Source organism: Okibacterium fritillariae (genome assembly GCF_052783725.1).
The window spans coordinates 2,861,101-2,885,235 of record NZ_CP199917.1 but is presented as its reverse complement, the minus strand read 5'-3'; the positions used below and the strand labels follow the sequence as shown (position 1 = coordinate 2,885,235).

General features: G+C 69.1%; 23 protein-coding genes. 12 read left to right on the top strand and 11 right to left on the bottom strand.

Annotated elements, in window-relative coordinates; genetic code table 11:
- Positions 1-92 precede the first annotated feature (92 nt).
- Positions 93-848, top strand: a complete 756-nt coding sequence (locus ACUWEX_RS13225) for a hypothetical protein (RefSeq protein ID WP_445996549.1) — start codon at positions 93-95, stop codon at positions 846-848.
- Between the two features lie 153 nt (positions 849-1,001).
- Here the strand turns inward: ACUWEX_RS13225 and ACUWEX_RS13220 are convergent, their stop codons facing one another.
- Positions 1,002-1,472 carry a MarR family winged helix-turn-helix transcriptional regulator gene (locus ACUWEX_RS13220; RefSeq protein WP_445997651.1) on the bottom strand — a complete coding sequence of 157 codons (471 nt, stop codon included), beginning with the start codon at positions 1,470-1,472 and terminating at the stop codon, positions 1,002-1,004.
- Between the two features lie 92 nt (positions 1,473-1,564).
- Between ACUWEX_RS13220 and ACUWEX_RS13215 the strand changes: the two genes are divergently transcribed.
- The 4 genes from ACUWEX_RS13215 to ACUWEX_RS13200 all read left to right on the top strand — a co-directional run bounded on the left by ACUWEX_RS13215 (position 1,565) and on the right by ACUWEX_RS13200 (position 5,783).
- Positions 1,565-1,804 carry a hypothetical protein gene (locus ACUWEX_RS13215; RefSeq protein ID WP_445996548.1) on the top strand — a complete coding sequence of 80 codons (240 nt, stop codon included), beginning with the start codon at positions 1,565-1,567 and terminating at the stop codon, positions 1,802-1,804.
- Positions 1,805-2,598: 794 nt separating this feature from the next.
- Entirely contained in the window at positions 2,599-3,507 is a 909-nt protein-coding gene (locus ACUWEX_RS13210; protein WP_445996547.1) for a PadR family transcriptional regulator, read from the top strand.
- Positions 3,508-3,618: 111 nt separating this feature from the next.
- Positions 3,619-5,151, top strand: coding sequence for a DHA2 family efflux MFS transporter permease subunit (locus tag ACUWEX_RS13205; RefSeq protein WP_445996546.1), 1,533 nt, complete (start codon positions 3,619-3,621; stop codon positions 5,149-5,151).
- Between the two features lie 113 nt (positions 5,152-5,264).
- Positions 5,265-5,783, top strand: coding sequence for a GNAT family N-acetyltransferase (locus ACUWEX_RS13200; RefSeq protein ID WP_445996545.1), 519 nt, complete (start codon positions 5,265-5,267; stop codon positions 5,781-5,783).
- A gap of 37 nt (positions 5,784-5,820) precedes the next feature.
- On the opposite strand, the gene ACUWEX_RS13195 is transcribed toward ACUWEX_RS13200, so the two are convergent.
- Positions 5,821-7,320, bottom strand: a complete 1,500-nt coding sequence (locus tag ACUWEX_RS13195; RefSeq protein WP_445997650.1) for a CitMHS family transporter — start codon at positions 7,318-7,320, stop codon at positions 5,821-5,823.
- 326 nt (positions 7,321-7,646) lie between these two features.
- Between ACUWEX_RS13195 and ACUWEX_RS13190 the strand changes: the two genes are divergently transcribed.
- The 3 genes from ACUWEX_RS13190 to ACUWEX_RS13180 all read left to right on the top strand — a co-directional run bounded on the left by ACUWEX_RS13190 (position 7,647) and on the right by ACUWEX_RS13180 (position 12,726).
- Positions 7,647-9,290, top strand: a complete 1,644-nt coding sequence (locus tag ACUWEX_RS13190) for an ATP-binding protein (protein ID WP_445996544.1) — start codon at positions 7,647-7,649, stop codon at positions 9,288-9,290.
- Positions 9,287-9,964, top strand: a complete 678-nt coding sequence (locus ACUWEX_RS13185; protein WP_445996543.1) for a response regulator — start codon at positions 9,287-9,289, stop codon at positions 9,962-9,964. The genes ACUWEX_RS13190 and ACUWEX_RS13185 overlap by 4 nt, the downstream gene beginning before the upstream one ends.
- A gap of 173 nt (positions 9,965-10,137) precedes the next feature.
- A complete protein-coding gene (locus ACUWEX_RS13180; protein WP_445996542.1) occupies positions 10,138-12,726 on the top strand; it encodes a cell wall-binding repeat-containing protein in 2,589 nt (862 codons plus the stop codon).
- Positions 12,727-12,869: 143 nt separating this feature from the next.
- Here the strand turns inward: ACUWEX_RS13180 and ACUWEX_RS13175 are convergent, their stop codons facing one another.
- From ACUWEX_RS13175 to aztB, 6 genes are all read right to left on the bottom strand, one after another.
- Positions 12,870-13,853 carry an aldo/keto reductase gene (locus tag ACUWEX_RS13175; protein WP_079728625.1) on the bottom strand — a complete coding sequence of 328 codons (984 nt, stop codon included), beginning with the start codon at positions 13,851-13,853 and terminating at the stop codon, positions 12,870-12,872.
- Positions 13,854-13,926: 73 nt separating this feature from the next.
- Entirely contained in the window at positions 13,927-14,415 is a 489-nt protein-coding gene (locus ACUWEX_RS13170) for an SRPBCC family protein (protein WP_445996541.1), read from the bottom strand.
- A gap of 193 nt (positions 14,416-14,608) precedes the next feature.
- Complete coding sequence (gene aztD, locus ACUWEX_RS13165) at positions 14,609-15,820, bottom strand: zinc metallochaperone AztD (RefSeq protein WP_079728623.1); 1,212 nt, start codon at positions 15,818-15,820, stop codon at positions 14,609-14,611.
- A 40-nt stretch (positions 15,821-15,860) separates the two neighbouring features.
- The gene (aztC, locus tag ACUWEX_RS13160) at positions 15,861-16,841 is read right to left on the bottom strand and encodes a zinc ABC transporter substrate-binding protein AztC (RefSeq protein ID WP_445996540.1); all 981 of its coding nucleotides are present in this window, start codon (positions 16,839-16,841) and stop codon (positions 15,861-15,863) included.
- Between the two features lie 56 nt (positions 16,842-16,897).
- Positions 16,898-18,190, bottom strand: a complete 1,293-nt coding sequence (locus ACUWEX_RS13155) for a hypothetical protein (protein WP_445996539.1) — start codon at positions 18,188-18,190, stop codon at positions 16,898-16,900.
- Positions 18,187-19,143, bottom strand: coding sequence for a zinc ABC transporter permease AztB (gene aztB, locus ACUWEX_RS13150; protein ID WP_445996538.1), 957 nt, complete (start codon positions 19,141-19,143; stop codon positions 18,187-18,189). Before aztB ends, ACUWEX_RS13155 begins: the two co-directional genes overlap by 4 nt.
- A gap of 50 nt (positions 19,144-19,193) precedes the next feature.
- On the opposite strand from aztB, the gene aztA reads away from it, so the two are divergent.
- Positions 19,194-19,820 carry a zinc ABC transporter ATP-binding protein AztA gene (gene aztA / locus ACUWEX_RS13145; protein WP_445996537.1) on the top strand — a complete coding sequence of 209 codons (627 nt, stop codon included), beginning with the start codon at positions 19,194-19,196 and terminating at the stop codon, positions 19,818-19,820.
- A 57-nt stretch (positions 19,821-19,877) separates the two neighbouring features.
- A complete protein-coding gene (locus tag ACUWEX_RS13140; protein WP_445996536.1) occupies positions 19,878-20,276 on the top strand; it encodes a transcriptional regulator in 399 nt (132 codons plus the stop codon).
- On the opposite strand, the gene ybaK is transcribed toward ACUWEX_RS13140, so the two are convergent.
- Both ybaK and ACUWEX_RS13130 read right to left on the bottom strand, forming a co-directional pair.
- Positions 20,273-20,767, bottom strand: a complete 495-nt coding sequence (gene ybaK, locus ACUWEX_RS13135; RefSeq protein ID WP_445996535.1) for a Cys-tRNA(Pro) deacylase — start codon at positions 20,765-20,767, stop codon at positions 20,273-20,275. The two genes, ACUWEX_RS13140 and ybaK, sit on opposite strands and share 4 nt — an antisense overlap.
- Before the next feature lie 32 nt (positions 20,768-20,799).
- Positions 20,800-21,372: a YdeI/OmpD-associated family protein gene (locus tag ACUWEX_RS13130; protein WP_079728616.1), complete on the bottom strand. Its 573-nt coding sequence runs from the start codon at positions 21,370-21,372 to the stop codon at positions 20,800-20,802.
- 56 nt (positions 21,373-21,428) lie between these two features.
- Here ACUWEX_RS13130 and ACUWEX_RS13125 point away from each other — a divergent pair, with 56 nt between their 5' ends.
- On the top strand, positions 21,429-22,436 hold the full coding sequence (locus ACUWEX_RS13125) for a serine hydrolase domain-containing protein (protein ID WP_445996534.1): 1,008 nt from the start codon (positions 21,429-21,431) through the stop codon (positions 22,434-22,436).
- A gap of 51 nt (positions 22,437-22,487) precedes the next feature.
- Here ACUWEX_RS13125 and ACUWEX_RS13120 read toward each other — a convergent pair whose 3' ends face one another.
- Positions 22,488-23,084, bottom strand: a complete 597-nt coding sequence (locus ACUWEX_RS13120; protein WP_445996533.1) for an RBBP9/YdeN family alpha/beta hydrolase — start codon at positions 23,082-23,084, stop codon at positions 22,488-22,490.
- A 155-nt stretch (positions 23,085-23,239) separates the two neighbouring features.
- Between ACUWEX_RS13120 and ACUWEX_RS13115 the strand changes: the two genes are divergently transcribed.
- On the top strand, positions 23,240-24,118 hold the full coding sequence (locus tag ACUWEX_RS13115) for a hypothetical protein (protein WP_445996532.1): 879 nt from the start codon (positions 23,240-23,242) through the stop codon (positions 24,116-24,118).
- The last annotated feature ends 17 nt before the right edge of the window (positions 24,119-24,135 follow it).

Genomic DNA, 24,135 nt, shown 5'->3' with positions numbered 1-24,135 from the left:
CATCGATGCGCGCTGCCGCCCGATAGATTGGACCACGACAAGGTTTTCGGAGTGGGGGAGGGCGCATCGACGCCCTCGAGATGGGGGTTCGCATGTCGATGGGTTCGCGCGATGGTCTGCAGCCGGAGGATTCCGGAGCGTCCGACGTCGGAGCGAGCGGCGAACCTCTGAAGGGGTCGTCCTCGAAGCGCCGGGTGTGGCTCCTCGTCGGCGGAATTCTGGCCGCGGTGGTGATCATCACGCTCGTCGTCGTGTTCTTCCTCACTCGTTCGGGCAGCAACCCCCTCTCGTCGTCGACACCTTCGGCTTCGGTCTCGGCGTCGGCCACCGCGGTTTCGTCCGCGTCACCGACCGCCGCGCCCCCGGCCACGTCCAGCGCGGCTCCCGTCGAGCCGGCGGCTCCGGTCGCTCTGCCGACGGATTGCTACAAGATCTTCGACCAGGCCTACCTCGACACGTATGGTTCGGCCGAGTTGAATAGCCCGCTTCTCGAGCCGATCATCTCGCGCATCCCCGATATCGAGGCGCTCCGCGCGAGCTTGCCGGGCATCGAGTGCCGCTGGGGTGGACCCACCGAGGGCGGCACGGCGAGTTCCGTCAACGCGGTCACGCCCGCGCAGCAGGATGAGGCCATCGCGCTCGCCGTGGCGAACGGTGCCTCGTGCGAGGACTGGGAAGAGGGCACGAAATGCCGCATCTTCCAGCGGCTGGACGAGTGGTACACCGCCGAAGAGTATTTCTTCCGCGACGGCCTGTGGGTGTCCACCTGGCTTGCGGGCACGATCGGTGACGAGAACACGATCACCCAGGAGATGACGTCGTCGATCGAGTCGACGCTCTGGCCCTGACCCGGGCGTCGAACCGGAGCACGGTTCGCGCAGCATCTTTGTGAGGCCGGACGAGCGCGGCGCCGCGGCGGCGGTTGTGCGGTGTATTCCTTCGAGCAGCGACCTCCGTTGCACAGCGGCTTCCACGAGGCTCCGGCTTCGGCGGCGGTTGCGCTACCGAGTCGCGGAGGGTGCTGCTGGCTCGCTGGGTGCCGCTGCGGCGATGAGCCTGTGCAGCGTGGAGCGCAGGCCGTCGAGTTCGTCGAGCGTCATGCCAAGTTCTCCGACGATGGTGGTCGGGATGCCTTCGGCCTTCGATCGCAGCGCCCGCCCCGTGTCGCTCAGTGTGATGTCGAGAACGCGTTCATCGTGCGCGGAGCGCCGGCGCTGCACGAGCCCGGCTGCTTCCAGGCGCTTGAGTAATGGGGACAACGTGGCCGGCTCGAGCTGCAGCACCTGCCCGAGCTCTTTCACCGAGTGCGGCTCGTTCTCCCACAGCGCGAGCATCACCAGATATTGAGGATGCGTCAGCCCAAGCGGTTCGAGCACGGGCCGGTACAGCGCCAACACGCTGCGCGACGCGACGGCCAATGCGAAGCAGACCTGGTTCTCGAGCGCGAGCACATCGGCCTCGGCGGGCAGCATCTCGGCCCCGGCCGCGGTCTGCGCCGTTGCGTGCGTTCGTTCAGCTGCCGACATCCGAGCACCCTCCGCGTTTAGTATGTACACTAATCATTATGGCACGAAGCAAAAAGAAGCGTCTGACGGTGAAGGAGGCCGGTGGCATCACCGGTTGGCTCACCGCCACGCTGCTGCCCTATCTGGGCCCGCCGCCCCTCGGCGATCGCAACGAGCCGCTGGCGCCGTCGTCGGTCGACAACCCGTGCCCGCTCTGTGGAGCGCCCATGTCCGAGCACCGCGTCGACCGCTCGGGCGAGCGCACGCAGCTCTACTGCCCGACCGCGCCCACCCCTTAGCGCTCTAGCGGGTCGTGACGGGCCCGCTTCGCCACACCGTCTGACGGTCCCGCCGTCTGGCGCCTGCCACGTCACATTCGGCAAGGCCCCCACTTCCGCGCGGCGCCTCCTTGTGGCGCCGCCTCCCACGCCGTTGGCCGCGTCTCCGCGCCACGTCGAGCCGTTCCGCGCTCCGTCGAGCCGTTCCGCGCTCCGTCGAGCCGCTCCGCGCTCCGTCGATCCGTTGGTCGCCTCTCCACGCTCCGTAGCCTCGCCCCGCACCACGTCGCCTCGAGGCACGGCGTGCCTCGTTTCGTCGCGGCCCGTCGTTTCGGTCTGCCTCGTTTTCTCGCGGTCCGTCGCCACGTCGTGCCTCGTTTTCTCGCGGCCTGCCGCTACGTTGTGCCTCGTTTCCTCGCGGACCGTTGCCACGTCGTGGCTCGTTTCCTAGCGGACCGTCGCCTCGTCGTGCCTCGTTTCCTAGCGGACCGTCGCCTCGTCGTGCCTCGTTTCCTAGCGGCCTGCCGCTCCGTCGTGCGTTGCTGCTGTTGCCGAGACCGCGGAGGCGTTCGAGCTCCGCATCGTGTCGTTCGGATGTCGTCGGAGATGGCGGACGTTCTCGAGCAGCCCCGTGCTGCCTGGGCCGCACTTTTTTCTTGGTTTGAGCTATTCCAGGCGGTATATTCCAGATGGACTATTCCAGATGGAATAGTCCATCTGGAATACCGAAAACGTGGAAAGAATGTGCCTGTCGCCGACAGGACGATGGGGGCGGTGATGATATGAATCGACGGAAACAGGGCGAAGGCCTTGGGATGCCGATGATTCGCGTCGCGGCACTCGGGTTTCTCGCGGAACGACCGATGCATGCCTACGAGATGTATCAGCTGGCCCTGAAGCGCGGCGAGGATCGCGTCGTCAACGTCAGCCCAGGATCTCTGTACCGCGCGGTGTACGCGCTGGAAGATCGCGGATACGCCGCCGAATTCGAAACATTCCGTGATGGTCCGAGACCGGAGCGGACCACGTTCGAAATCACGCAGGCCGGACGCGAAGCCTATGAACGCGAACTGCAGCACATGGTAGAACTGCCTGCCGAGGAGTATCCCGAATACATCCTCGCCATATCCGGGATGCATGCGCTCGCGGCCGATGTCGTTCACGAAGCCGTCGCGCGGCGCAATCGTCACCTGACCGCCGAGATCGAAGCCATCGACGAAGCCACCAGACAGGCCGACGAGCGCGGTGTGCCCGAGATGTACGTCTTGCACCGTCAATTCCGTCGGCACATGATCTGCGCGGAGATGGACTGGAACGGGCAGCTCCTGGCCAGGCTCGACGCCGGAGACATCCCCTGGCACGACGACCGCAGTCCCGAAGAGCGCGCTCGCAACGGACCCGCCTCATCGCACGTCGGCACGAGAAGCGGTCGGCGTCGAATGGCGGCGGGGGATGCATCCGGGCGGCGTTTTCGTTCAGACAACGTTCCCGTGCCACCGCCCGAAGAAACAGCCGTGGCACGCGGAACGCTCGATAGCGCCTCGCACGAGCGCCGGGTGAGTGGCGTCGCCATCGTAGAAGACACCCGAGAACGTGAGGCCGAACCGGCCGGCGCGACCCGGGACTCGACCGAAGAACTCAAGGAACGCGCGCAGCGTGAAGCGGAAGCGCGAGCATGGCTTGGCTCAGCGGCCCGCACGCAGCTGCCTGAACCCACGAACTGACGTGCCACGGGGGCGGCGGCACCGAGAACGTCCCATCGAACTCTCCCTACAAGCATCCCCACCCCTCACCCGGCCCAGCCTGACGCTGAGCCCTCGCATCTTTAGGACACCGTGGAAACCATCGCAAAACCGTGGCCGGCACTCTGGTCACTCGTCATCGGATTCTTCATGATCCTGATCGACACCACCATCGTCTCGGTCGCCAACCCCGCCATCATGCGCGGGCTCGGCGCCGACCTGAACGCCGTGCTCTGGGTGACCAGCGCCTACCTGCTCGCCTACGCCGTGCCGCTGCTCATCACCGGGCGGCTCGGCGACCGGTTCGGGCCGAAAAACCTCTACCTCGGCGGGCTCGTGATCTTCACCCTCGCCTCGGCCTGGTGCGGATTCGCCGGCAGCATCGAGATGCTCATCGTGGCCCGCGTGTTCCAGGGACTCGGCGCATCGCTCATGACCCCGCAGACCATGGCCGTCATCACCCGCATCTTCCCGCCCGACCGCCGCGGCGCGGCCATGGGACTCTGGGGAGCCACCGCCGGCGTCGCCACGCTCGTCGGCCCCATCCTCGGCGGCGTGCTCGTCGACGGGTTCGGCTGGGAATGGATCTTCTTCGTCAACGTGCCCATCGGCATCGTCGCCTTCGTGCTCGCCGCGCGTCTCGTGCCCTCGCTCGAAAAACACCCGCACAAATTCGACATCCTGGGCGTCGTGCTCTCGGCCGTCGGCCTCTTCCTGCTCGTGTTCGGCATCCAGGAAGGTGAGGCCTACGACTGGGGCACCATCGCCGGGCCCATCACCGTCTGGGGCCTCATCGTGGCCGGCATCGTCGTGCTCATCGGCTTCGTCGTCTGGCAGCGCTACAACCGCGGCGAACCGCTCCTGCCGCTGAAACTCTTCCGCGACCGCAACTTCTCGCTCGCCAACGGCGCCATCACCACGGTCGGCTTCACCATCACGAGCATGAGCCTGCCGCTCATCTTCTTCTACCAGACCGTGCTCGGCCTGACGCCCACCCAATCGGCACTCATGATGGTGCCCATGGCCGTCATCTCGGGCGTGCTCGCGCCCGTCGCCGGCAAGCTCATCGACCGCTACAACCCCCGCTACATCGCCGTCACCGGCATGCTACTGCTCGCCCTCGCGCTCGTCTGGTACTCGCTGCTGCTCACACCCGACCGCCCCATATGGATGTTCCTGCTGCCGAGCGCCGTCCTCGGCCTCGCCAACGCCGGCATCTGGGGTCCGCTGTCGACGACCGCCACGCGCAACCTGCCGCCGCAGCTCGCCGGCGCCGGATCGGGCGTCTACAACACCACCCGGCAGATCGGCGCCGTGCTCGGAAGCGCGTCCATCGCGGCGCTCATGCAGGCTCGCATCAGCGCCGAACTGGGTGGCGGAGCATCCGGTGCCGCACCCGGCGGCGAGATGCCCACGACCGGTGGCGAACTGCCCGAGGCGTTGCACGCCGGGTTCACCGCGGCCATGGCTCAGGCCCTGCTGCTGCCCGCCGCCGTCGCGCTCATCGGGGGCGTCATCGTCGTGTTCTTCGCAAAGCCGAAACCGCCGCAGTGGGGTCCGCGGGCCCAGGCTGCGCCGGATGATGCCGCAGCGACGGAGCAGGAAGCCCAGGCGACGCGGCCGTAGCGGGAACGCCGGCCGCGGTGCTGGCCGCGCCCCGCGAAGCTGCCCCACCGCGGAGGACGCAGGGGGGCGCGGTCCGGATCGGCGTGGCCACGGCATCCGGTTAGGGTGTGACGATGGCGAAGAAACGTATCGAGGTGCGCGCAACTACGGCCGACGACTGGCAGCAGGTGCGTGCGCTGCGACTCGAGATGCTCGCCGACACCCCCATCGCATTCGGCGAAACCCTCGAGGCCGCGCACCGCGTCACCGAGGCCGGATGGCGTGAGCGCGGCCGCCGCGGAACCAACCCGCACAGCACGGCCCTCGTCGCCATAGACCTCGACACCGGAGCCTGGGCCGGCATCATGGGCGGCTACGTGGACGACGCCGTCGGGTCGAAACCGCTACTCGTCGGCGTGTACGTGTCACCCGCTTACCGCGGCAAGAACTCGCACGTCACCGACCTGCTGCTCGCCGGGGTCGAGGAGTGGGCCCGCGGCGAGGGGGACGAGCTGCTGCTGCACGTGCACGAGAGCAACCCGCGCGCCATCGCCGCCTACGAGCGACGAGGTTTTTACGCGACGGGCGTCACCGTGCCCTACGTGCTCGACCCCAGCACGCGCGAACTCGAGATGCGCAAGCGACTGCGCTGACCGCATCCCCGCGCCGGCCGAGGCCAGAGCACGCGACTCAACCCCAGGGGATCGAGCCGACGAGGACGCCGACGACGAGCATGACGACCGAGACGATGGCGGCCCGCCAGAGCACCTTCTTGTGGTGGTCGCCGAGGTTCACGTTGGCGAGGGAGACGAGCAGCAGGATGGCGGGAACCAGCGGAGACTGCAGGTGCACGGGCTGCCCGGTGATCGACGCGCGAGCCATCTCGACCGGGTCGATGCCGAAGTTCGCGGCGCTCTGCGACAGCACCGGCAGGATGCCGAAGTAGAACGCGTCGTTCGACATGAAGAACGTCATCGGGATGCTGAGCAGGCCCGTGATGACGGCCAGGAACGGTCCCATCGACGCCGGGATGACCTCGACCAACCAGTTCGCCATCGCGTCGACCATGCCCGTGCCGTCGAGTACGCCGATCAGCACACCGGCGGCCAGAACCATCGACACGACGCCGACGACGCTCGGAGCGTGCGCCACGATCTCGGATGCCTGGCTCTTCATCTTGGGGAAGTTCACGAGCAGTGCGATGGCCGAACCGATCATGAAGACGTAGAACAGTGGCACCAGGTCGAGCACCAGGAGCGTCATGACCGCGAGCGTGAGCGCGAGGTTGAACCAGATGAGCTTGGGACGCAGGGTGGGGCGGTCGGAGTCGAGCATGGTGTCCGACATGGCGGTCGCGATGGGCTGCGTGATGACCGCGACACCCGAGGCGTCGACGGTGGCGGGGGAACCAGCCGGTGTGGAGGAGGCGGTGCCCGAGCTCGAACCGGTGCCGGCGGAGCCGAAGCGGCCGCGAGAGCCGGCGAGACCGGAACCGGAACCCGGGGTCGCGTCATCCGTGTCGGTGGTGCCGCGGGCGCGGCCGAACGTGGTGCCCGCGAGCGTGCCGTCGGTGCCCAGGGGACTGCCGTCGGCGTCGAAACGGCCGAGGCGCTTGCGCTCGGCGAGCCCCAGCATCCAGGCGAAGAGGAAGACGATGACGAGACCCGCGATGAGCGACGGGATCATGGGGACGAAGATGGCGCTCGCGTCGACCTTGAGGGCCGCGGCGGCGCGCACCGTGGGACCGCCCCAGGGGACGATGTTGAGCGTGCCGTTGGCGAGACCCGCCACACACGTGAGCACGACGGGGCTCATGCCGAGACGCAGGTAGATGGGCAGCAAGGCCGCCGTCGTGACGATGAACGTGGTCGAGCCGTCGCCGTCGAGCGAGACCGCGCCCGCCAGCAGCGCCGTGCCGACGACGATCTTGGCCGGATCGTTGCCGGCCACCTTCAGGATGAAACGCACGAGCGGGTCGAACAGCCCGACGTCGATCATGATGCCGAAGTAGATGATGGCGAACATGAGCAGGGCGGCCGTGGGCGCGAGTTTGCCGACGGATTCCATGACCATGTCGCCGAGCCCGAGGCCCGCTCCGGCGAACAGGCCGAAGATGGTGGGGACGAGGATGAGGGCCACGACGGGCGTGAGCTTCTTGGTCATGATGAGCACCATGAAGGTGACGATCATGGCGAAACCGAGAATGACGAGAGACACACTGACTCCTTTGTCTGTTTTGTCTGCGGAATGGTGCGCCGCCCCCAGAGGCTCGCAGACGCGGCATCCGCTGTCTTGCTTTGCCGCGTTTAGGAGAAAGCACGCATAAAACCGGTTTTGCGCATTGTGCTCAGGGGGTCGGCGCGCGTTCATCTGGGTACCCTGAAGGGCGACGAGGCGAAGGAGGTCGCATGCCGGGTACACCCGCAACGCGCGCCCCCCGCGCACCGCGAACGCCTCGAACGCCGCGAACACCGCTGCGAACACCGCCGCGAGCGCCGCTGCGCTTCGTCACACAGGTGTTCATCCTGCAGGTGGCCGTCGTGCTCGCCACCGTGGCCATCTCGGCCGGTGTCTTCGTGTGGGTGGGCACGGGGCAACTGGTGCGCGAGGCCGAGGCCACCGCGCTGGCCATCGCTCGCAGCGTGGCCGAAGACCCGGATGTGCGCGCCGACGTGGCTGAGTGGTCGGCCGATCCGGGCACACCGTCGGCCACCGAGCTCGCGGACGGACCGCTCGAGACCGTGGCCGAGAACGTGCGCGTGAGGACCGGCGCGTTGTTCGTCGTCATCACCGACGATCAGGGCATCAGGCTCGCGCATCCGAACCCCGACGAACTCGGTGAGACCGTGAGCACGAGCCCCGACGTCGCGCTCGCCGGACGCGAGGATGTCTCCTGGGAACGCGGCACACTCGGCGACTCGGCGCGCGCGAAGGTGCCCGTGCTGGCGCCGGGAGCGGCACCCGGGTCGACCGACGACGTGGTGGGCGAGATCAGCGTGGGCTTCGCGGCCTCCACGGTGTTCGACACGCTGGGCGACGAAATCGCACCCGTCGTGATCGGGGCGTTGGCGGCCCTGGGTGTCGGGGTGGCGGCATCCATTCTGATTCGGCGACGGTTGCGGCGGCTGACGCTCGGCCTGCAACCCGAAGAGCTGCGCGCGCTCGTGCAAGACCAGGAGGCCGTGCTCTCGGGCGTGGGCGAAGGCGTGATCGGCCTCGGCCCCGACGACCGGATCACGGTGTGCAACGACCAGGCGGCCCGGGTGCTCGGGGTCACGGATGCCGTGGGCCACACGCTCGACGAACTGGGTCTGCCCGCCGACTTCCGCGCGCTCGTGCGGGGTGACGGCGCCGAACAACAACTCCTGCTGAACGGCCGCGTCGTCTTCATCGACGTGCGGACCGTGTCGCGCGACGGCGCCCACCTCGGCCGCGTCGTGATCGTGCGCGACCGCACCGACGTGGAGGCGCTCAGCCGCAAACTCGACGCCGTGAATGCCATGACGACCGCGCTGCGTGTGCAGCGCCACGAATTCGCCAACCGCCTGCACGCCATCTCGGGCCTCATCGCCACGGGGGAGCACGACCAGGCCGAACGCTATCTGGCGGATGTGCTGAACCACGGCCCGCTCAAATACCCCGTCGAGCACGCCGACCGCCTGACCGAGCCCTATCTGCAGGCGTTCCTCGGGGCGAAAGGCATCGAGGCCTCCGAAAAGGGGGTGCTGCTCACGATCGGCGCCGAGACGCTCGTGACGGGTCGCGTGGTCGCCGCCGAAGACGTGACGACCGTGCTGGGCAACCTCATCGACAACGCCGTCGCGGCGGCCGTGGCGGGGCAGGTCTCGCCGGCGTGGGTGGAGGTCGAGGTGCTGGATGACGGGGCCGACCTCTACCTGTCCGTCATGGACTCCGGGAACGGGGTGGATGCCCGGGAGGAGGTCGGCGATCGCGCAGAACCCGATCCGGATGCCGTGCACGGACTCGGCTTCGGGCTCCCACTCTCCCGCGACATCGCGCGGCGCAGCGGCGGCGACCTCTGGTTGGCCTCGCGCGGCGTGCCCGGCGAACACGGAGCGGTGTTCTGCGTGCGCCTGCCCGGCGCCGTCGAGCCCGACCGCCCCGCCCGCCCCGACATCCCGAACGAAGGAACACCGTGAGCGCAGCATCCGACGATCTCGTCGTCCTGGTCGTCGACGACGACTTCCGTGTAGCGCGCCTGCATGCCGAATATGCCGCGCGCGTGCCCGGTGTGCGCGTGCTCGAACCCGTGGGCACGGCGGCCGCCGCTCGCCAGGCCATCGCGCAACACCGCCCGGGGCTCGTGCTGCTCGACGCCTACCTGCCCGACGAGAGCGGCCTCGATCTGCTGCGGGACATTGATGCGGATGTTTTCCTGTTGAGCGCCGCCTCCGACGCCGACACCGTGCGCACGGCCCTGCGCCGCGGGGCGCTGTGCTACCTGATCAAACCGTTCGCGGCCGACGCGCTGACCGACCGCATCGCGGCGTTCCAGCGGTTCGCCAACGTCGTGCCCGCCGACCCCGCCCGCACCCTCGACCAGGAGGCTATCGAACGGGGCTTGCGCATCGTGCACTCGGGGGACAGCCCGGGGGGCTCGCGCTCGCGGTCGGCCACCGAACAGGCCGTGCTCGATGCCGTCGAGCGCGCTGATGCCGAGCTCTCGGCCGTCGACGTTGCCGAGCGCGTGGGCGTCTCGCGCGCGACCGCGCAGCGCTACCTCTCGGGGCTCGCGGCCGACGGGTCGATCCGCGTGCAGCTCAACTACGGCAGCACGGGGCGCCCCGAACACCGCTACCTGCCGCGCGGCTAGGCGCGGCCATCCGGGTAGCCGCTCGATTGCGGGTTTCCGCAAGAGGCGCATACCCGCACGTTACCGGGCCGCAATCCGCACGCGTCCCCGGAATCGTTGCTCCGCACCTAAACGCGCCTCAAGACTGAGGCATCGGCCGTTCACCTCCCGGCCACCCGAATCAGGAGCTTCCCATGAGTCCACGTTTTGCGATGCCGCACGCCCTCCGGGCCCGGCCTCTCGCCGCACTACTGGCGGCCGCCCTCGCGCTCGGGGTCATGCCCCTGGCCGCGCAGGCCGCTCAAGCCGCACCGACGACAGGCACTGCCGCCTCCTCCGTCCGCGCCGCGATCACCGACCCGCAAACAGTTGTCAGCCTCACCTTCGACGACACCAACGCCGACCAGATGGCGGCACTTCCCATCCTCGACGCCGCCGGCATCAAGGCCACCTTCTATGCCATCACGGGCTACATCGGCGCCCCCGGATATCTGACCCTGCCTCAGCTGCAGGGCATCGGCGCGAGCGGCCACGAGATCGGCGGCCACTCGGTCACCCACCCCGACTTCACGACCATCACGGCGGCCGAGGCCACGCGCGAGGCCTGCAACAGTCGAGCGACCCTCGCCGACTGGGGCTTCGCCAACGTGCGCAGCTTCGCCTACCCCTTCGCGGCCGTCGACGCCGCCGCCGAGAAGGCCGTCGCCGATTGCGGCTACAACTCCGCCCGCGGCCTGGGCGACATCGAGTCCCGCTTCGGCTGCGCCGGTTGCGGCTTCTCCGAGGCGCTTCCGCCCGCCGACCCCTTCTACACCCGGGCCCTCGACCAGTTCGATTCGTCCTGGACCCTCACCGATCTGCAGAATGCCGTGCTCAACGCCGAGAACAACGGCGGCGGATGGGTGCAGCTCACGTTCCATCACGTCTGCGACAACGCGTGCGACTCGCTCGCGATCTCGCCCGCCCTGTTGAAGCAGTTCACCGACTGGCTGACCCCCCGTGCGGCCACCGAGAACACCGTCGTTAAGACGGTCGGAGACGCTGTCGGAGGCGCGGTGAAACCGGTCGTCAGTCAGCCCCTCCCGCCCGCACCGGGCGCCGGGGTCAACGGCATCATCAATCCGAGCCTCGAGGATGTCGCGACATCCGGTATCCCGGCCTGCTGGTCGACGGCCGGCTTCGGCACCAACACGCGCACCTTCAGCACCGTCACCCCCGGACGCACCGGAGTCGTCGCCGAGAAGCTCGTGGTGACGGGCCACACCGACGGAGACGGTCAGCTGCTGTCCACCTTCGACCAGGGTGCCTGCGCCCCCACCGTCACGGCCGGGCACACCTACTCGTTGCGTGCCTGGTTCACCTCGACCGCGCCCACCCAGATCAACGTCTATCTGCGTAACACGGCCGGCCTCTGGTCGTACTACACGTCGAGCGCCTACTTCGCAGCCGCGGCCACGTGGACGCAGGCCGAATGGACGACGCCCGCCCTGCCCGCCGGCACCACCGGGCTGAGCTTCGGTCTCAACATGTTCCAGAACGGTGAGATCACGACCGACGACTACGCGCTCTACGACACCGTGGGTGCGCCCGCCGTGCCCGGTACCCTCGTGGCCGGAACTCCCACCATCACGGGCACGGCCAAGGTCGGTGAAACGCTGACGGCCAACCCCGGCACGTGGACGCCGGCATCGACCACGTTCACGTATCAGTGGCTGCGCGGCGCGACCGATATCGCCGGCGCGACCTCGGCGACCTACACCGCGACGGCCGCCGATCGGGGCGCGCAGCTCTCGGTGCGGGTCACCGGTTCGGCGCCCGACTGGACGCCGCCGACCGCAACCGCGACGTCGGCTGCGACGTCCGCCGTGCTCGCCGGAAACGTGACGACGAATCGTCTCGCCGGGGCCGACCGCTTCGGCACCGCGATCGCCGTGGCCCAGACGTTCGCCCCCGGTGTCGCTCGCCTCTACATCGCCAACGGCTACGGTTTCCCGGATGCCCTGAGTGCGGCCCCGGCCGCCGCCCACTTCTCGTCGCCGTTGCTCCTCACGGCGCCCGAAGCCCTGCCGGCCGCCGTGAAGGCCGAGATCAAGCGGCTGAAACCGGCGAAGATCGTCATCGCGGGTGGCGTCAACGCCGTCAGCAACAGCGTGCTCGCCGAACTGAAGGCGCTCGCGCCGACCGTCCGGCTCTCGGGCGACGACCGCTTCGGCACCTCGCGGGCCATCGCCGCCGACGCCTTCGGCACCAACGCGCCGACGGCCTACGTGGCAACGGGTTACGACTTCCCGGACGCCCTCACGGCATCGGCGGCCGCCGCGAAGGCCCAGGCTCCCGTCGTGCTCGTCCCCGGAACGAACACGACCCTCGACCCCGCGACGCTCGCGGCATTGAAGACGCTCAAGACGACCACGGTGAAGATCGCGGGCGGCCCCAACGCCGTCAGCGTCGGTATCGAGAACGGCTTGAAGGCGGGCTTCGGGCCCACGGCCGTGAAGCGCCTCTCGGGTGCGGACCGTTACGCCACCGCCGAGGCCATCAACCTCGACGCCTTCGGCTCGAGCGCCACCGTGTATCTCGCCTCGGGGGTCGGCTTCCCCGACGCCCTGGTGGGCGCGGCGCTCGCGGGCACGAAGGGATCACCGGTCTATCTGACCGGCCCCGGATGCGTGGTGCCCAGCGTTCTGCAGGCCATCGACCGGCTCGGCACCACCGTGGTGACGCTCCTCGGCGGTCCGAACGTGCTCTCGGCCGACGTAGCCGCCCTGAAGGCCTGCGGCTAACCCGCCGGCCGCCGATCCTCCGGCCGGCGCCACCCGAAGGCGCCGGCTCGGACCCTCGAAGAAGCGCCCCTCCCCTCGCGTGTGCGGTGGAAGGGGCGCTTCGCTGCGTGTGGGGCGCGCGGCCGACGGGCGGCAGACGATGCTTACCAGCGCGGGTGGATGCTCGCGCGGAAGTGGCGGTCGTAGATGTCGTGCACGACGCGATCGAAGTCGGCGCCGAGCTCGGGCACAGAGGCGGCCTGCGCGTTGGACGTCGCCTGCGATACATTGCGCGCACCCGGGATGACGGTGCTCACGCCCGGCTGCTCGACGATCCACTTGAGTGCCGCCTGCGGAACCGAGACGCCCTCGGGAACAGCGCGCGCGAATTCCTGCGCGGCCGCGACGCCCTCCTCGAAGTCGACGCCGCTGAACGTCTCGCCCTGGTCGAAGGCCTCGCCGTGCCGGTTGAACGTGCGGTGGTCGGAGTCCGCGAAGGTGGTCTCGGCCGTGTACTTGCCCGAGAGAAGGCCGCTCGCGAGCGGCACGCGCACGATGATGCCGACGCCCGCCTCGGCGGCGGCGGGCAGCACGGCGTCGAGCGGCTTCAGGCGGAAGGCGTTGAAGATGATCTGCACAGTGGCGATGCCCGGGCGCTCGATGGCCGCGAGGGCCTGGTCGGCCTCCTCGACGCTCACACCGTAGGCCGCGATCGACTGGTCCTCGACGAGGGCGTCGAGCGCGTCGTAGACGGCGTTGTTGTGGAACACGGCCGTGGGCGGGCAGTGCAGCTGCACGAGGTCGAGCGTGTCGACACCGAGGTTCGTGCGCGAGCGGTCGACCCAGGCGCGGAAGTTTGCGGCCGTGTAGTTCTCGGGCGTCTGCTCGGCGCGGCGGCCCATCTTGGTGGCGACCGTGAGGTCGAGATCGGGGTTCGCGGCGCGGAACCGGCCGATCAGGCTTTCGCTGCGGCCGTCGCCATAGACGTCGGCGGTGTCGAAGAAGGTGACACCGTTCTCGACCGAGGCGTCGAGCACGGCCAGGGCGTCGTCTTCCGAGACGTCACCCCAGTCCGCGCCGAGCTGCCAGGTGCCGAGACCGATGACCGAGACGTTGCGGCCCGTGCGGCCGAGGATGCGTGATTCCATGCCTCGACCCTAGCCGCGACATCCGATGCCCGAGAGGGGTTGCGGTGTGGAGTCGGGCCGCGCGCTCGTGCCGCTATTCGGCCGGGATGGCGAGCTCGGCGTCGAGCTTGTCGAACGACAGGCGCCAGCCCTGCTCGGTCTGGTGGCGGCCCTCGAGGTCGAAGGGTGTCTCGTGCAGCGTGAGGCGGCCGTGGCCGTCGCGCTCCTGGAAGCGGATGTCGAGCCGCACGTCGCTGAGCTCGGCGCCGTCGCCCGTCTGCGCGTCGAGCCTGACGGCCAGGTGGGTGGGGGCCTCGAAGGCTGTGATGACGCCGTCGATGGGCAGCAGCTCGTGCGTCTCGGGGTCTTGCATGGCGAGCTTCCAGACGCCGCCCTCGCGCGCGTCGATCTCGACCGTCTCGCGCGGTGTGGTGAAGGTCTCGGGCCCGAACCAGGTCGCCACCAGGTCGGGCTCGGTGAAGTACGCGAACACGCGCTCGACGGGCGCCGCGAACGTGCGGCTCAGGTAGACATCGGTCTCGGGCAGGCCCTCGGGGCGGTAGTGGTGCAGCTCGTCGTTCACGGGGATCCTTTCGAGCGGAGGCGGTGTCCGCGGTGCCGGTCGGTGTCAGGGCAGTGTATTCGGGGCCGCGGGTGGCGTGCGACGGGTTGCGCTCGACGAGGGGTGCGCGCAGAGGGGTGTAAGTACGGGGGTATGCGCACGGGGGCGGCTCGCGACATCCGCGAACCGCCCCGTGTCGGGTTGCGTCGTGCCGTTAGTGGGCGAGCACGCCCGACAGCTCGTTCGAGGCCTCGGGCAGCGTGGCTGTGGTGAGGATTTCTCCCGACTCGATGTCGACGGCGTGGATCTTCTTCGAGGCGGGCTCGGTCACGTAGGCCACGTGGTCGCGCACGAAGATCGTGGGGCGGGGCTGCTGCCAGTCGAGGGGTTCGCTCCACTCGGCGATGACGGGGATGCTGTTCGTCACCGTTCCCGCCTCGGGGTCGATCACGTGGAGGGCTCCGTCGGTGCCGAGCACGAGGCCCTCACCGTGCGGCCCGCGCGCGAGCGAGCGGAACGAGTAGCTCGTGCCCAGGTCGACGAGTGTCAGCTCCTTGGTGCGGGTGTCGATGAGTGAGACGCGCTCGGGGCGCTCGAGTTCGGCATCCTTGTCGGTCTTGTAATCGCCGAGGGTGATGGGCGACTCGTCGCTGCCGGCCTGGTTGCCGATGCGGCCGTAGGCGTCGGGGCTCGCAACCTTGGTGATCTCGCCGTCCTGGTAGATGAGCACGCCCGACTCGCAGCCGATGACGACGGCTTCGTCCTCGGCCGTCGCCTCGCCGTGCACGCCCAGGCAGTCCTCGTTGCGCGCGATTTCCGTGCGGTTCTTATCGAGCACGATGATGCCGGGGCGGGATTCCTCGGTGCCGAGGGTGACGACGAGTTCGCCGTTCGCGAGCTCGACCGCGACACCGTGGTGGGCATCCGCTGTCTTGTAGGTTTCTTCGGGTTCGAGGGCCTGGGCGTCGTCGTCGCTCGCGTGCTCGATGTCGTGCGTGTCGAAGATCTCGACCTCGCCCGTGCCGTCGGTGAACAGCACGGTGCGGCCGTCGTGGCGCACCACGTGGCCGGGCTTCTCGCCGCCGAACGTCTGGTCGGTCAGCTCTCCGGCCTCGGCATCGAGCAGTGTGAAGCCCGAGCTCGTCGACACGAACAGGTGGCGGTCGTCGCCGGCGGGGTTCAGGCGGTTGAAGCCGTCGAGGGGGATGTCCTTCGTCACCTCGAGGGTCTCGGGGTCGAGCAGGTAGATGCCGCCGTCGTAGCTGACGGCGAGGGCGCCCGAGCCCGCCGAATCCGAGTGGCTGTCGGGGGCGGAGGAGGCGCTGGGCGTCGAGGTGCTCGAGGCTCCCGAGGCGCAACCGGTGAGGGCGAGGCCGCCGGCGAGGAGGGCCGCGAGGGCCGTGGTGGAGCGAGTTTTCTTCTGCATGTTTTCACGTTTCTAAACGAGGGTGAGTGCTGGGGATGATTCAGGGGGAGAGTCCGCGGGCGAGCGTCTCGACATTGGCGTCCATCATGTCGATGTAGCTCGGGGCACCTCCCTTCGCCGACGTCAGCGACTCGGAGTAGAGCGAGAGCACGGCCACGTCGAGTCCGGCCTCGTCGGCGAGCACCTGGCCGAGCGTGTCGGGCTGCGACGAGTCGACGAAGATCGCGGGCACCCCCGACGAGCGGATGGCCGAGGCCAGCGAGTCGAGATCGGAGGCGCTCGGCGAGGCCAGTGTGGTGCCCGACGGCACGATCGCGCCGATGACCTCGAAGCCGTACCGCTCGGCGAAGTAGCCGAACACGTGGTGGTTGGTGACGAGCGCCCGGTTCTCGGCGGGGATGCGGTCGACGGTGTCCTGGATGCGGGACTCCAGGGTCGTGAGCTCGTCGCGGTAGGCATCGGCGTTGGACTGGATGGCCTGCGCGTCGATGCCGGGGACCTCTGCGATCAAGCGGGCCGCGATCGCGTCGACGGCCGTGCGCATGCGGGCCGGGTCGGTCCAGAAGTGCGGGTCGAGCTGGCCGGCGCTGGCGTTGTGCTCGTCGGCCGCGGCGCCCTCGCCCGCCTGGTCGGACGCGAACGTGAGGGGATCGACCTCTTCGCCGACGGCGAGTGTGGCCACGCCATCCGTTGCCGCCGCGTCGACTGCGCGCAGCACGCCCTCCTCGAGTCCCAGGCCGTTGTAGACGACGAGGTCGGCGTTTTGCAGCGCCGCGGCCTGTTTCGCCGAGATGCCGAACGAGTGCGGGTCGGCGTTGGGGCCCATGAGCACCTCGACCTCGACCTCGTCGCCCGCGATGTTCTGCACGACGTCGCCCAGGATGTTGGTGGTGACGACGACCGTGCCGGCGCGATCCCCGGCGGGGCTGCAGCCCGTCAGCACACCCGCGGCGGTCAGGGCCGTGGCGACGAGGGCGACGACCCGGGAGCGGCGTCTGTGTTGTCCCCGATCGGCAGGCACCGGCATCCGGGCGTTGCCGCCAGGAAAGTGGGTGACTGCGGAGAACGTCGCGCGCCTCATCGCCCGACCTCGACGAGGTGGCTGGGGGTGATCGTCGTGTCGAAGCTGCGCGTCAGGCGCAGTCCGTCGGCGTAGTCGATCTCGTGGATCTGGCGGGCGCCGGGGTCGTTGACGTAGGCACGCGACGTGTCGATCTGGATGCTGGGGGTGCCGCTCGCCGCATCCGCCCCCGTGCTCGCGCCGCCCGCGAGCAGCGGCACACTCGTCATCACCGAGCCATCGTCGGTGGAGTAGGAATTGAGCGTGCCGTCGGCGAGCAGGGCAAGCACGGTCGACCCGTCGCCCGGCGAGGTGACGGCGCGCACCGGGGCCGCGGATGTGGCGACCGACCAGGCGCGATCGGAGACGTCGAGCGAGAGCACCGTGTTGTCGGCGGCGCGGGCGGCGAGGTAGTTGGCGCCGGGCCGGTAGTCGAAGGATGTCGCGCGCGAACCGGCTGGCAGGGACTCGGGGTAGGCGATCTTCTCGCTCGCGAAGCTGCCCGACGTGTCGGTGACGAGCAGGGCGCCGTCGGCGCAGCCGATGACGATTCCCGTGCGGGCCGTGGCGGTGCCGGCCGGGGCGGTGCAGCTGTCGGCGAGCGTGCCGAGGTCGGCGGCGTCGGGACCGTGCACCTGAACCGTGCCGGCGGGGGAGTCGGACGCGTCGCCGGCGACCGTGATGAGGTTCTCGCCGAAGGGTACGGCCAGGGCGGCGCTCGCCGCGCCCTCGGTGAGGTCCGCATTCTCCGACAGGGTGCCGTCGTCGAGCTTGGCCCGGTCGAGGACGCCGTTCGCGGTTGCGCCGGCACCGCTGATCGCGACGAACGTGCGCGAGGACGCGACGCTCGCTCCCGCGGCTCCCTCGATGACGCCGACGGCGTCGGGCGTCGTGCGGTAGTAGTGCTTGTGGTCGCCGTGGTCGACGGTCCAGGTGCCGCCGTCGAAAACCGACAGGGCGCCCGTCGACGCGCTCGAGGCGTAGGCGTAGCGACCGTCGGTGCGCAGAGCATCGATCGTCGGCGCCTTCGTGTCGCCGTCGCTCAGGGTGCTCGTGTCGCCCGACAGCAGGTCGAGCAGGTGCACCTCGCCCGTCGAGGCGTCGGCGTAGATGAGTCCGTTCTGGGGTTCGGCCGATTCCTCGGCGCCCTCCACGTAGCCGTGGGGCTGGGCGGCGTCGGATGCGGCATCCGTGCCTTTTTCGTCGGTGCCGCTCGGGCCGCCACCGGGCGCGCACCCCGTGAGGGCGAGGGCTGCGGCGAGGCCGAACGTGGTCGCGCCGAGGCCGACGCGATGCTGACGGGATGTCATGTGGAGCTCACTTTCAATGCGGATGTTGCGGGTGTTGCCGTGTTCGTGTCGTCGGTGTCAGTGCCGGTGTGTCTGCCCGTAGCCGTGTCGGTGTCGGTGTCGGTGTCGGTGTCGGCGTCCGGTCCCGCGTGCCCGGTCTCGCGCCGCACGACCGCGCGAACCCCGACCGACACGAAGAACAGGAGCACGGACATCCCCGCGATGGTCGCCCCCGCGGCCGTCGACGCATGCCACGAGACGAGCAGCCCCGCGAACACCGAGAACGCCCCGAGCGCCGCGCCGCCCGCCATGATCGCCGGGATGCTGCGGGCCCAGACGGCCGCGGCGGCGGGAGGTGCGATCAGTAGACCGAACACGAGCAGCGTGCCGACGACGTGGAACGATGCCACGAGCGCCAGCGTCACGAGGCTGAGCAGCACGGCCTGGGCGAGGCGGGGACGCAGTCCGAGGGTGCGGGCGACGCGTTCGTCGAACGCCAGCGCCACGAACGCGCGGTGGAACACGACGCTGACGATCGCGGCGACGACGAGGGCGGCCGCGAGCACGGCGAGGTCCTGCGGGCGCACGGCGAGGACATCCCCGAAGAGGAAACCGGTCAGGTCGACGGCGTAGGACTGTGATTTCGACACGATGATGACGCCGAGCGACAGCATGCCCACGAAGAGCAGGCCGATGGCGGTGTCGTGCGAGAGCTTCGAGCGGCGGGTGATGGCGGTGACGCCGAGCGACATGGCGACGGCGCTTGCCGCGGCACCGATGAGCACGTTGCCGCCGAGTAGCGATGCGATGGCGATGCCGGGCAGCATGCCGTGCGACATGGCGTCGCCGAGGAAGGCCATGCCGCGCACGACGACCCAGGTGCCGACGATGGCGCACAACGCCGAGGCCAGGATGCCGCCCCACAGCGCGCGCTGCACGAAGGCCACCTCGAAGGGCTCCACGATCCAATCCATGCTCGCTACTATAGGTAATGAGAACCGTTATCGTTAAACCGAGGGAACCCATGGATGCCGCCATCACCGCCACAAACGTCAGCCTGCGCTATGACCGGCACGCCGTTTTCGAGGACTTCAGCGCGCGCATCCCACACGGCCGGATAACCGCCTTGACCGGCCCGAATGGATCGGGCAAATCGTCGCTCCTCGGGCTCGTCGCCGGCGTGATCGCGCCCACCTCCGGAACCGTCCAGCGCAACCTCCCCGGGCGCGTCGCTTTTGTCGCGCAGCGCAGCGCCGTGGCTGACGCGCTGCCCCTCACGGTGCGCCAAACAGTCTCGATGGGCCGCTGGTCAGATCTCGGGATGCTGCGCCGCCCCACCTCGGCCGACCGCACGATCGTCGACCACACGCTCGACCTGCTCGGCATCCGTCACCTAGCCCGGGCACCCCTCGGCGACGTCTCGGGCGGACAGCGCCAGCGCGCCCTCGTCGCCCAGGGTCTCGCCGCGCGCACACAACTCCTCCTGCTCGACGAGCCGACGACGGGCATCGACGACGCGGGCCGCGACCTCGTCTTCGCGGCCCTGCGCGACGCCCGCGACCGCGGCGTCACGGTCGTGCTCGCCACCCACGACACCGACGCGGCCGCCATCGCCGATGAAACGCTTGCGCTCGGGGCTCCCGTAGCCTGAGTCGAATCGGCGCATTTTTTCTTCGGCTCCCCAGAGGCCGACCAGTAGAACTTGAGTATGCAGGATGGAATTAGCATTTCAGCGTGCGCGAGTGCGCCACCCGATCGCCGTGTTTTCTACCGCGACATCAAGCCGTATGACGTGCCGGATTCTCTGGATGCCCTCGTGGGCCCCGCCGAGGGCACTCTCGCGTTACCGCATCATGTCTACTGGGGCCCTGAGCACGTCTTCGACTTATCGAATGAATGGGACCGCGTCGATGCCTACAAGGCCGTTCTCTGCGAGGGGCGAACGGAAGACATGACCCGGCTTCTGAACGGGCGCATTCTTCGAGAGCTGTGGCCGGAAATGTCGATCCCTACCCGTCTACGCGTGTTGTGGGAGAGCCGTTTTCCCACCCTTGCCCGGTCGGCGGCGCCGGCTTGTGCCGAGCGTTTAGTGGCTGACACAGGCTAGCGGCGGATGTGCGCAGCCCGGCCGTTCGTCGCCCGCAGCAGGTCGGCGGGCGAGAGCTCGATGTCGAAGCCACGGCGGCCGCCCGACACGAAGATCGTCGCGAAGGTGAGGGCGGAATCGTCGAGGACAGTGGGGAGGGGCATGCGCTGGCCGATGGGGCTGATGCCGCCGACCACGTAGCCGCTCTTCTTCTCGGCCAGCGCCGGATCGGCCATGGTGGCCTTCTTGCCGCCGAGGGCCGCCGCGACAGCCTTCAGGTCGAGCAGGCCGTCGACGGGAACGATGCCGATGCCGAGACCCTGGTCGGTCTGCACCATGAGGGTTTTGAACACGCGCGCCGGGTCGACGCCCAGAGCGCGCGCCGCCTCGGCGCCGAAATCCGTTGCGCCGTCGTCGTGGGCATAGGCGTGCGGCGTGAACGCGATCTTCGCGCGCGTCAGCGCCACCGTTGCGGGTGTGCTGGGCCCAGAGTCGGCGGTCTTCTTCACCATTCGATCAGCCTTTCTCGACAGGGGTGCCGCGGCTAGCGGTAGTGGTGTTCGCCGCGCGCGGCCTTCTCGACGACATCGGCGATGCGTGCCGCCCGCACCGAGGGCGTCTTGATGTTGCCGATGCGAAAGTAGATGCGAAACGCCTCGACCTTGGTGAGCCGGGCGATGAACGCCGCCGCATCGGGGTTGGCGTCGAGGGCAGCCTGCAGATCGGCGGGGGCTTCGGCGCCTTTCTGGCGGTAGGCGGCATCCCACCGCCCGTCGGCTTTCGCGCGGTCGACCTCGGCCAGACCCGCCGGCCGCATGCGACCCTCGTCGATGAGGCGCTGCACGTGCTCGCGGTTGATCTGCGACCACGGGCTGTTCTTGCGGCGCGGCGTGAACGCCTGCAGGGTGTAGTCCTCGTCGAAACGCCCGGCCTGCCCGTCGATCCAGCCGTAACAGAGCGCCACGTCGAGCGCCTCCGACCACGTGAAACCGGGCGCGGTCGAGTTCTTCTTGCGCAGCTTCAGGCGCACGCCGCCGTCATCGGGCGTGCCCTCGAGATAGGCCTGCCACCCGTCGAGGGTCACGTCGAGAATCGGCTTGTCGGCAAAGCTCACCATGACCCGAGTATAGGAACGACCGCCGACACCCGGGGCGGAGGTGGCACACTGATCTGATGGACACCGTCGCGCTCGAAAAAGTCATCGCCGAAACCGAGTTCTCGGGTGTGGTGAAGATCGTGGATGCGAGCGGCACGCTGTTCGAGTCGGCCACGGGCCTGGCGTCGCGGCGCTGGAACGTGCCCGTCGCCCTCGACACCCGGTTCGACACGGCATCCATCACCAAGCTGTTCACGGCCGTTGCGGTGCTGCAACTGGTCGAGACGGGCGAGCTCGACCTCGAGGCATCCATTCACGACTATGTCGACCTCGACGACACCACCATCTCGCCGAAGGTCACGCTGCTGCACCTGCTGACGCACACGTCGGGAGTGGCCGACGATGTCGACGAGGAGGCGGGCGAAAGCTATGACGAGCTGTGGAGCCGCGTGCCCGTCTACACGCTCACCGAGACCATCGACCTGCTCGCGACGTTCGCTCAGAAACCCGCCGTCACCGAGCCCGGGGTTGAGCCGTATTACAGCGACAGCGGCTACGTTCTGGCCGGTCTCGCGCTCGAATCGGTCACCGAACGGCGTTATCGGGATGTCGTCACCTCGGCCATCTTCGACGTCGCCGACATGCCGGGCGCGGGCTTCTGGGACCGCCGCGGCGACGCCCCCGCCATCGCCGAGGGTTGGAACAAGTCCGACGACGGCACCTGGATCGAGAGCGTCTTCCAGGCCCCGCCCATCGGCAACCCGGCCTCGGGTGCCCAGGCCACGGCCGACGACCTGCTCGCGTTCCTGACGTCGCTGCGCTCCGGCGGCTTGCTGACGGCCGAGATGACCGAAGAATTCCTCACCCCGCAGGTCGAGTTCGACGAGGACCTCTTCTACGGTTTCGGCCTCGAGTTCGATCTCGACGACGACGGCGAGGTGCGCTCCTACTACGCGGATGGCGTGGGTGCCGGCTCGAGCGGCATCGTGCGGCACTACCCGGCGGCCGGTGTCGACGTGGTCGTGCTCTCGAACAGCGAAGACGGCGCGTGGGACGTGGTGCGCGAGATCGACGGCAACTTCTAGCCGGTCTCGGCCCCGGAGGCCCCGCTCGAGCTGCCGGCGCGCGCTCCGGGTCTAGCCCGCGGCCGGAACGATGGTCGTGCTGCCGTCGAGACACCAGTCGAGCACGGACGGCCAGCGCCCATAGCCGGCACTCGGCTCGAGGTGTCCGCCGTGTGGGATGACGGCCACCGGGAGGCCGAGCGGGTCGGCGAAGGATGCCGCAACGCCGTTCGGTGAATAGGGGTCGTTGTCCGAGCCCACGAGGAGCGCGGGCGTGGTGGGTGCGACGAGCGGCAGCGCGACGAAGGCCGTGAGCGCGTCGATGCCGGCCAAGACCTCCTGTTCGGGCGGCGCGACGAGCAACACGCGTTCGACCGCGTCTTCGGCGGGCCGTGCGGCGAGCCAGACGATGCACGCGAGGCTGTGGCACACGACGATCACGCGGCGACGGCCGTCGTCGGATGCTTCGGCGAGGGCCCGGGCGACCGCGTCGGCCCAGACATCCACCTGTGGCGCCTCGGCCTCGGGCAGCTGCGGATAGACCACGCGCTCGCCCCGCTCGCCGAGCTCGGCGGCCAGGTGATGCTGCCAATGCTCGACGGGCCGGAAGTTGTCATACCCGTGCAAAACGAGAAACGCTCGAGATTCGGATGCGTCGCGAGAGGCCATGCTCGATCCAACCGCATGCGCCGCCCTACCGGCAATTCCATGACCTGCCGTGACGGGGACCGCGCAGGGCGGACTTACTCTGGCCCTCGCTGCATCAGCGCCCTATGATCAGGGGGCGCGGAGGGGGATTCCGCCGGAATCGGAGAACCGTGGGGATGTCAACGACGACGTATGGGGCGGGGCGGGTCGCGGGAGGCGCACTCGCGGTTGTGCTGCTGTTGAGCGGATGCACGGCACCGGCGCCCGCCGCCGGGGACAGTGTGACAGCGGCATCCGTCGACGCGGAGTCCTCGACGGCCCAGGCGACACCCGAGCCCAAGCCCACCGACGAGTTCTTCCTCGCCGACTATCAGCCGGGCGACGTCTTGGCGCGCGCTCGGGTCGCCGCGCCCGACGGTTCCGTCGCAGCGGATGTCTCGCTCGTCGTCGCAGACAACCGTGACCTCACCATGAAAGCCGAGAACATCGTCAATCGGACGGGGCGCCTGTTCTCGCTGTCGGTGAGCCCCGACGCCGACGTGCAGCCGGGGGATTGCCCCGCTGGCATGAGCATTGATGGCGCAGAGATCTCGGCCGAGGGCACGAGCACCGAGCAGGTCGTCGCGCATTGGGACACGCCGAGTCTCGCCGACCCACGCTGGTGGCGCACCGTCGAGATCAACGACGTCTGGCAGGGGGATCCGAGCACCTTCGTCAACTGCCCCGCTCAGGTCATCGCTGCGGCGCCGTGGGAGTGGGACGTCCCTGAGCTGCCGAAACAGATTGTCGCGCGCGATGGTGGCTCGGCGGCCGGCGCCAATGGAACGGTCGAGCTCGAAGGGGATACCCCGGCGCGCTACGTGGTTGCGGATGGGGATGTGCTCGCCGAGATTTGTGCGCGGTTCGGCCTCACCCGTTTGCAGCTCGACGTTCTCAACCCGCGGCGCGACCAGGTGGCCGGGGCGGGCGTCGCCGTTCGCGGCGAAACGCTCAACCTGCAGGACACGCCCGACGCCCGCGCCACCTACTACCCGACGCCGCGAAAGTTCGAGTGATTGCTCGACGAAAGGGA

Excerpts from the sequence above, each read along its gene's own strand:
- ACUWEX_RS13195 (WP_445997650.1), bottom strand. The coding sequence starts at position 7,320 with ATGATCGTCACCTTCATGGTGCTCATCATGACCAAGAAGCTCACGCCC.
- ACUWEX_RS13115 (WP_445996532.1), top strand. The coding sequence starts at position 23,240 with ATGTCAACGACGACGTATGGGGCGGGGCGGGTCGCGGGAGGCGCACTC.
- ACUWEX_RS13210 (WP_445996547.1), top strand. The coding sequence starts at position 2,599 with ATGCCGATGATTCGCGTCGCGGCACTCGGGTTTCTCGCGGAACGACCG.
- ACUWEX_RS13175 (WP_079728625.1), bottom strand. The coding sequence starts at position 13,853 with ATGGAATCACGCATCCTCGGCCGCACGGGCCGCAACGTCTCGGTCATC.
- ACUWEX_RS13220 (WP_445997651.1), bottom strand. The coding sequence starts at position 1,472 with ATGCTGCCCGCCGAGGCCGATGTGCTCGCGCTCGAGAACCAGGTCTGC.
- aztD (WP_079728623.1), bottom strand. The coding sequence starts at position 15,820 with ATGCAGAAGAAAACTCGCTCCACCACGGCCCTCGCGGCCCTCCTCGCC.
- ACUWEX_RS13215 (WP_445996548.1), top strand. The coding sequence starts at position 1,565 with ATGGCACGAAGCAAAAAGAAGCGTCTGACGGTGAAGGAGGCCGGTGGC.
- ACUWEX_RS13155 (WP_445996539.1), bottom strand. The coding sequence starts at position 18,190 with ATGACATCCCGTCAGCATCGCGTCGGCCTCGGCGCGACCACGTTCGGC.
- ACUWEX_RS13200 (WP_445996545.1), top strand. The coding sequence starts at position 5,265 with ATGGCGAAGAAACGTATCGAGGTGCGCGCAACTACGGCCGACGACTGG.
- ybaK (WP_445996535.1), bottom strand. The coding sequence starts at position 20,767 with ATGGTGAAGAAGACCGCCGACTCTGGGCCCAGCACACCCGCAACGGTG.
- ACUWEX_RS13120 (WP_445996533.1), bottom strand. The coding sequence starts at position 23,084 with ATGGCCTCTCGCGACGCATCCGAATCTCGAGCGTTTCTCGTTTTGCAC.
- aztA (WP_445996537.1), top strand. The coding sequence starts at position 19,194 with ATGGATGCCGCCATCACCGCCACAAACGTCAGCCTGCGCTATGACCGG.
- ACUWEX_RS13225 (WP_445996549.1), top strand. The coding sequence starts at position 93 with ATGTCGATGGGTTCGCGCGATGGTCTGCAGCCGGAGGATTCCGGAGCG.
- aztB (WP_445996538.1), bottom strand. The coding sequence starts at position 19,143 with ATGGATTGGATCGTGGAGCCCTTCGAGGTGGCCTTCGTGCAGCGCGCG.
- ACUWEX_RS13125 (WP_445996534.1), top strand. The coding sequence starts at position 21,429 with ATGGACACCGTCGCGCTCGAAAAAGTCATCGCCGAAACCGAGTTCTCG.
- ACUWEX_RS13130 (WP_079728616.1), bottom strand. The coding sequence starts at position 21,372 with ATGGTGAGCTTTGCCGACAAGCCGATTCTCGACGTGACCCTCGACGGG.
- ACUWEX_RS13140 (WP_445996536.1), top strand. The coding sequence starts at position 19,878 with ATGCAGGATGGAATTAGCATTTCAGCGTGCGCGAGTGCGCCACCCGAT.
- ACUWEX_RS13180 (WP_445996542.1), top strand. The coding sequence starts at position 10,138 with ATGAGTCCACGTTTTGCGATGCCGCACGCCCTCCGGGCCCGGCCTCTC.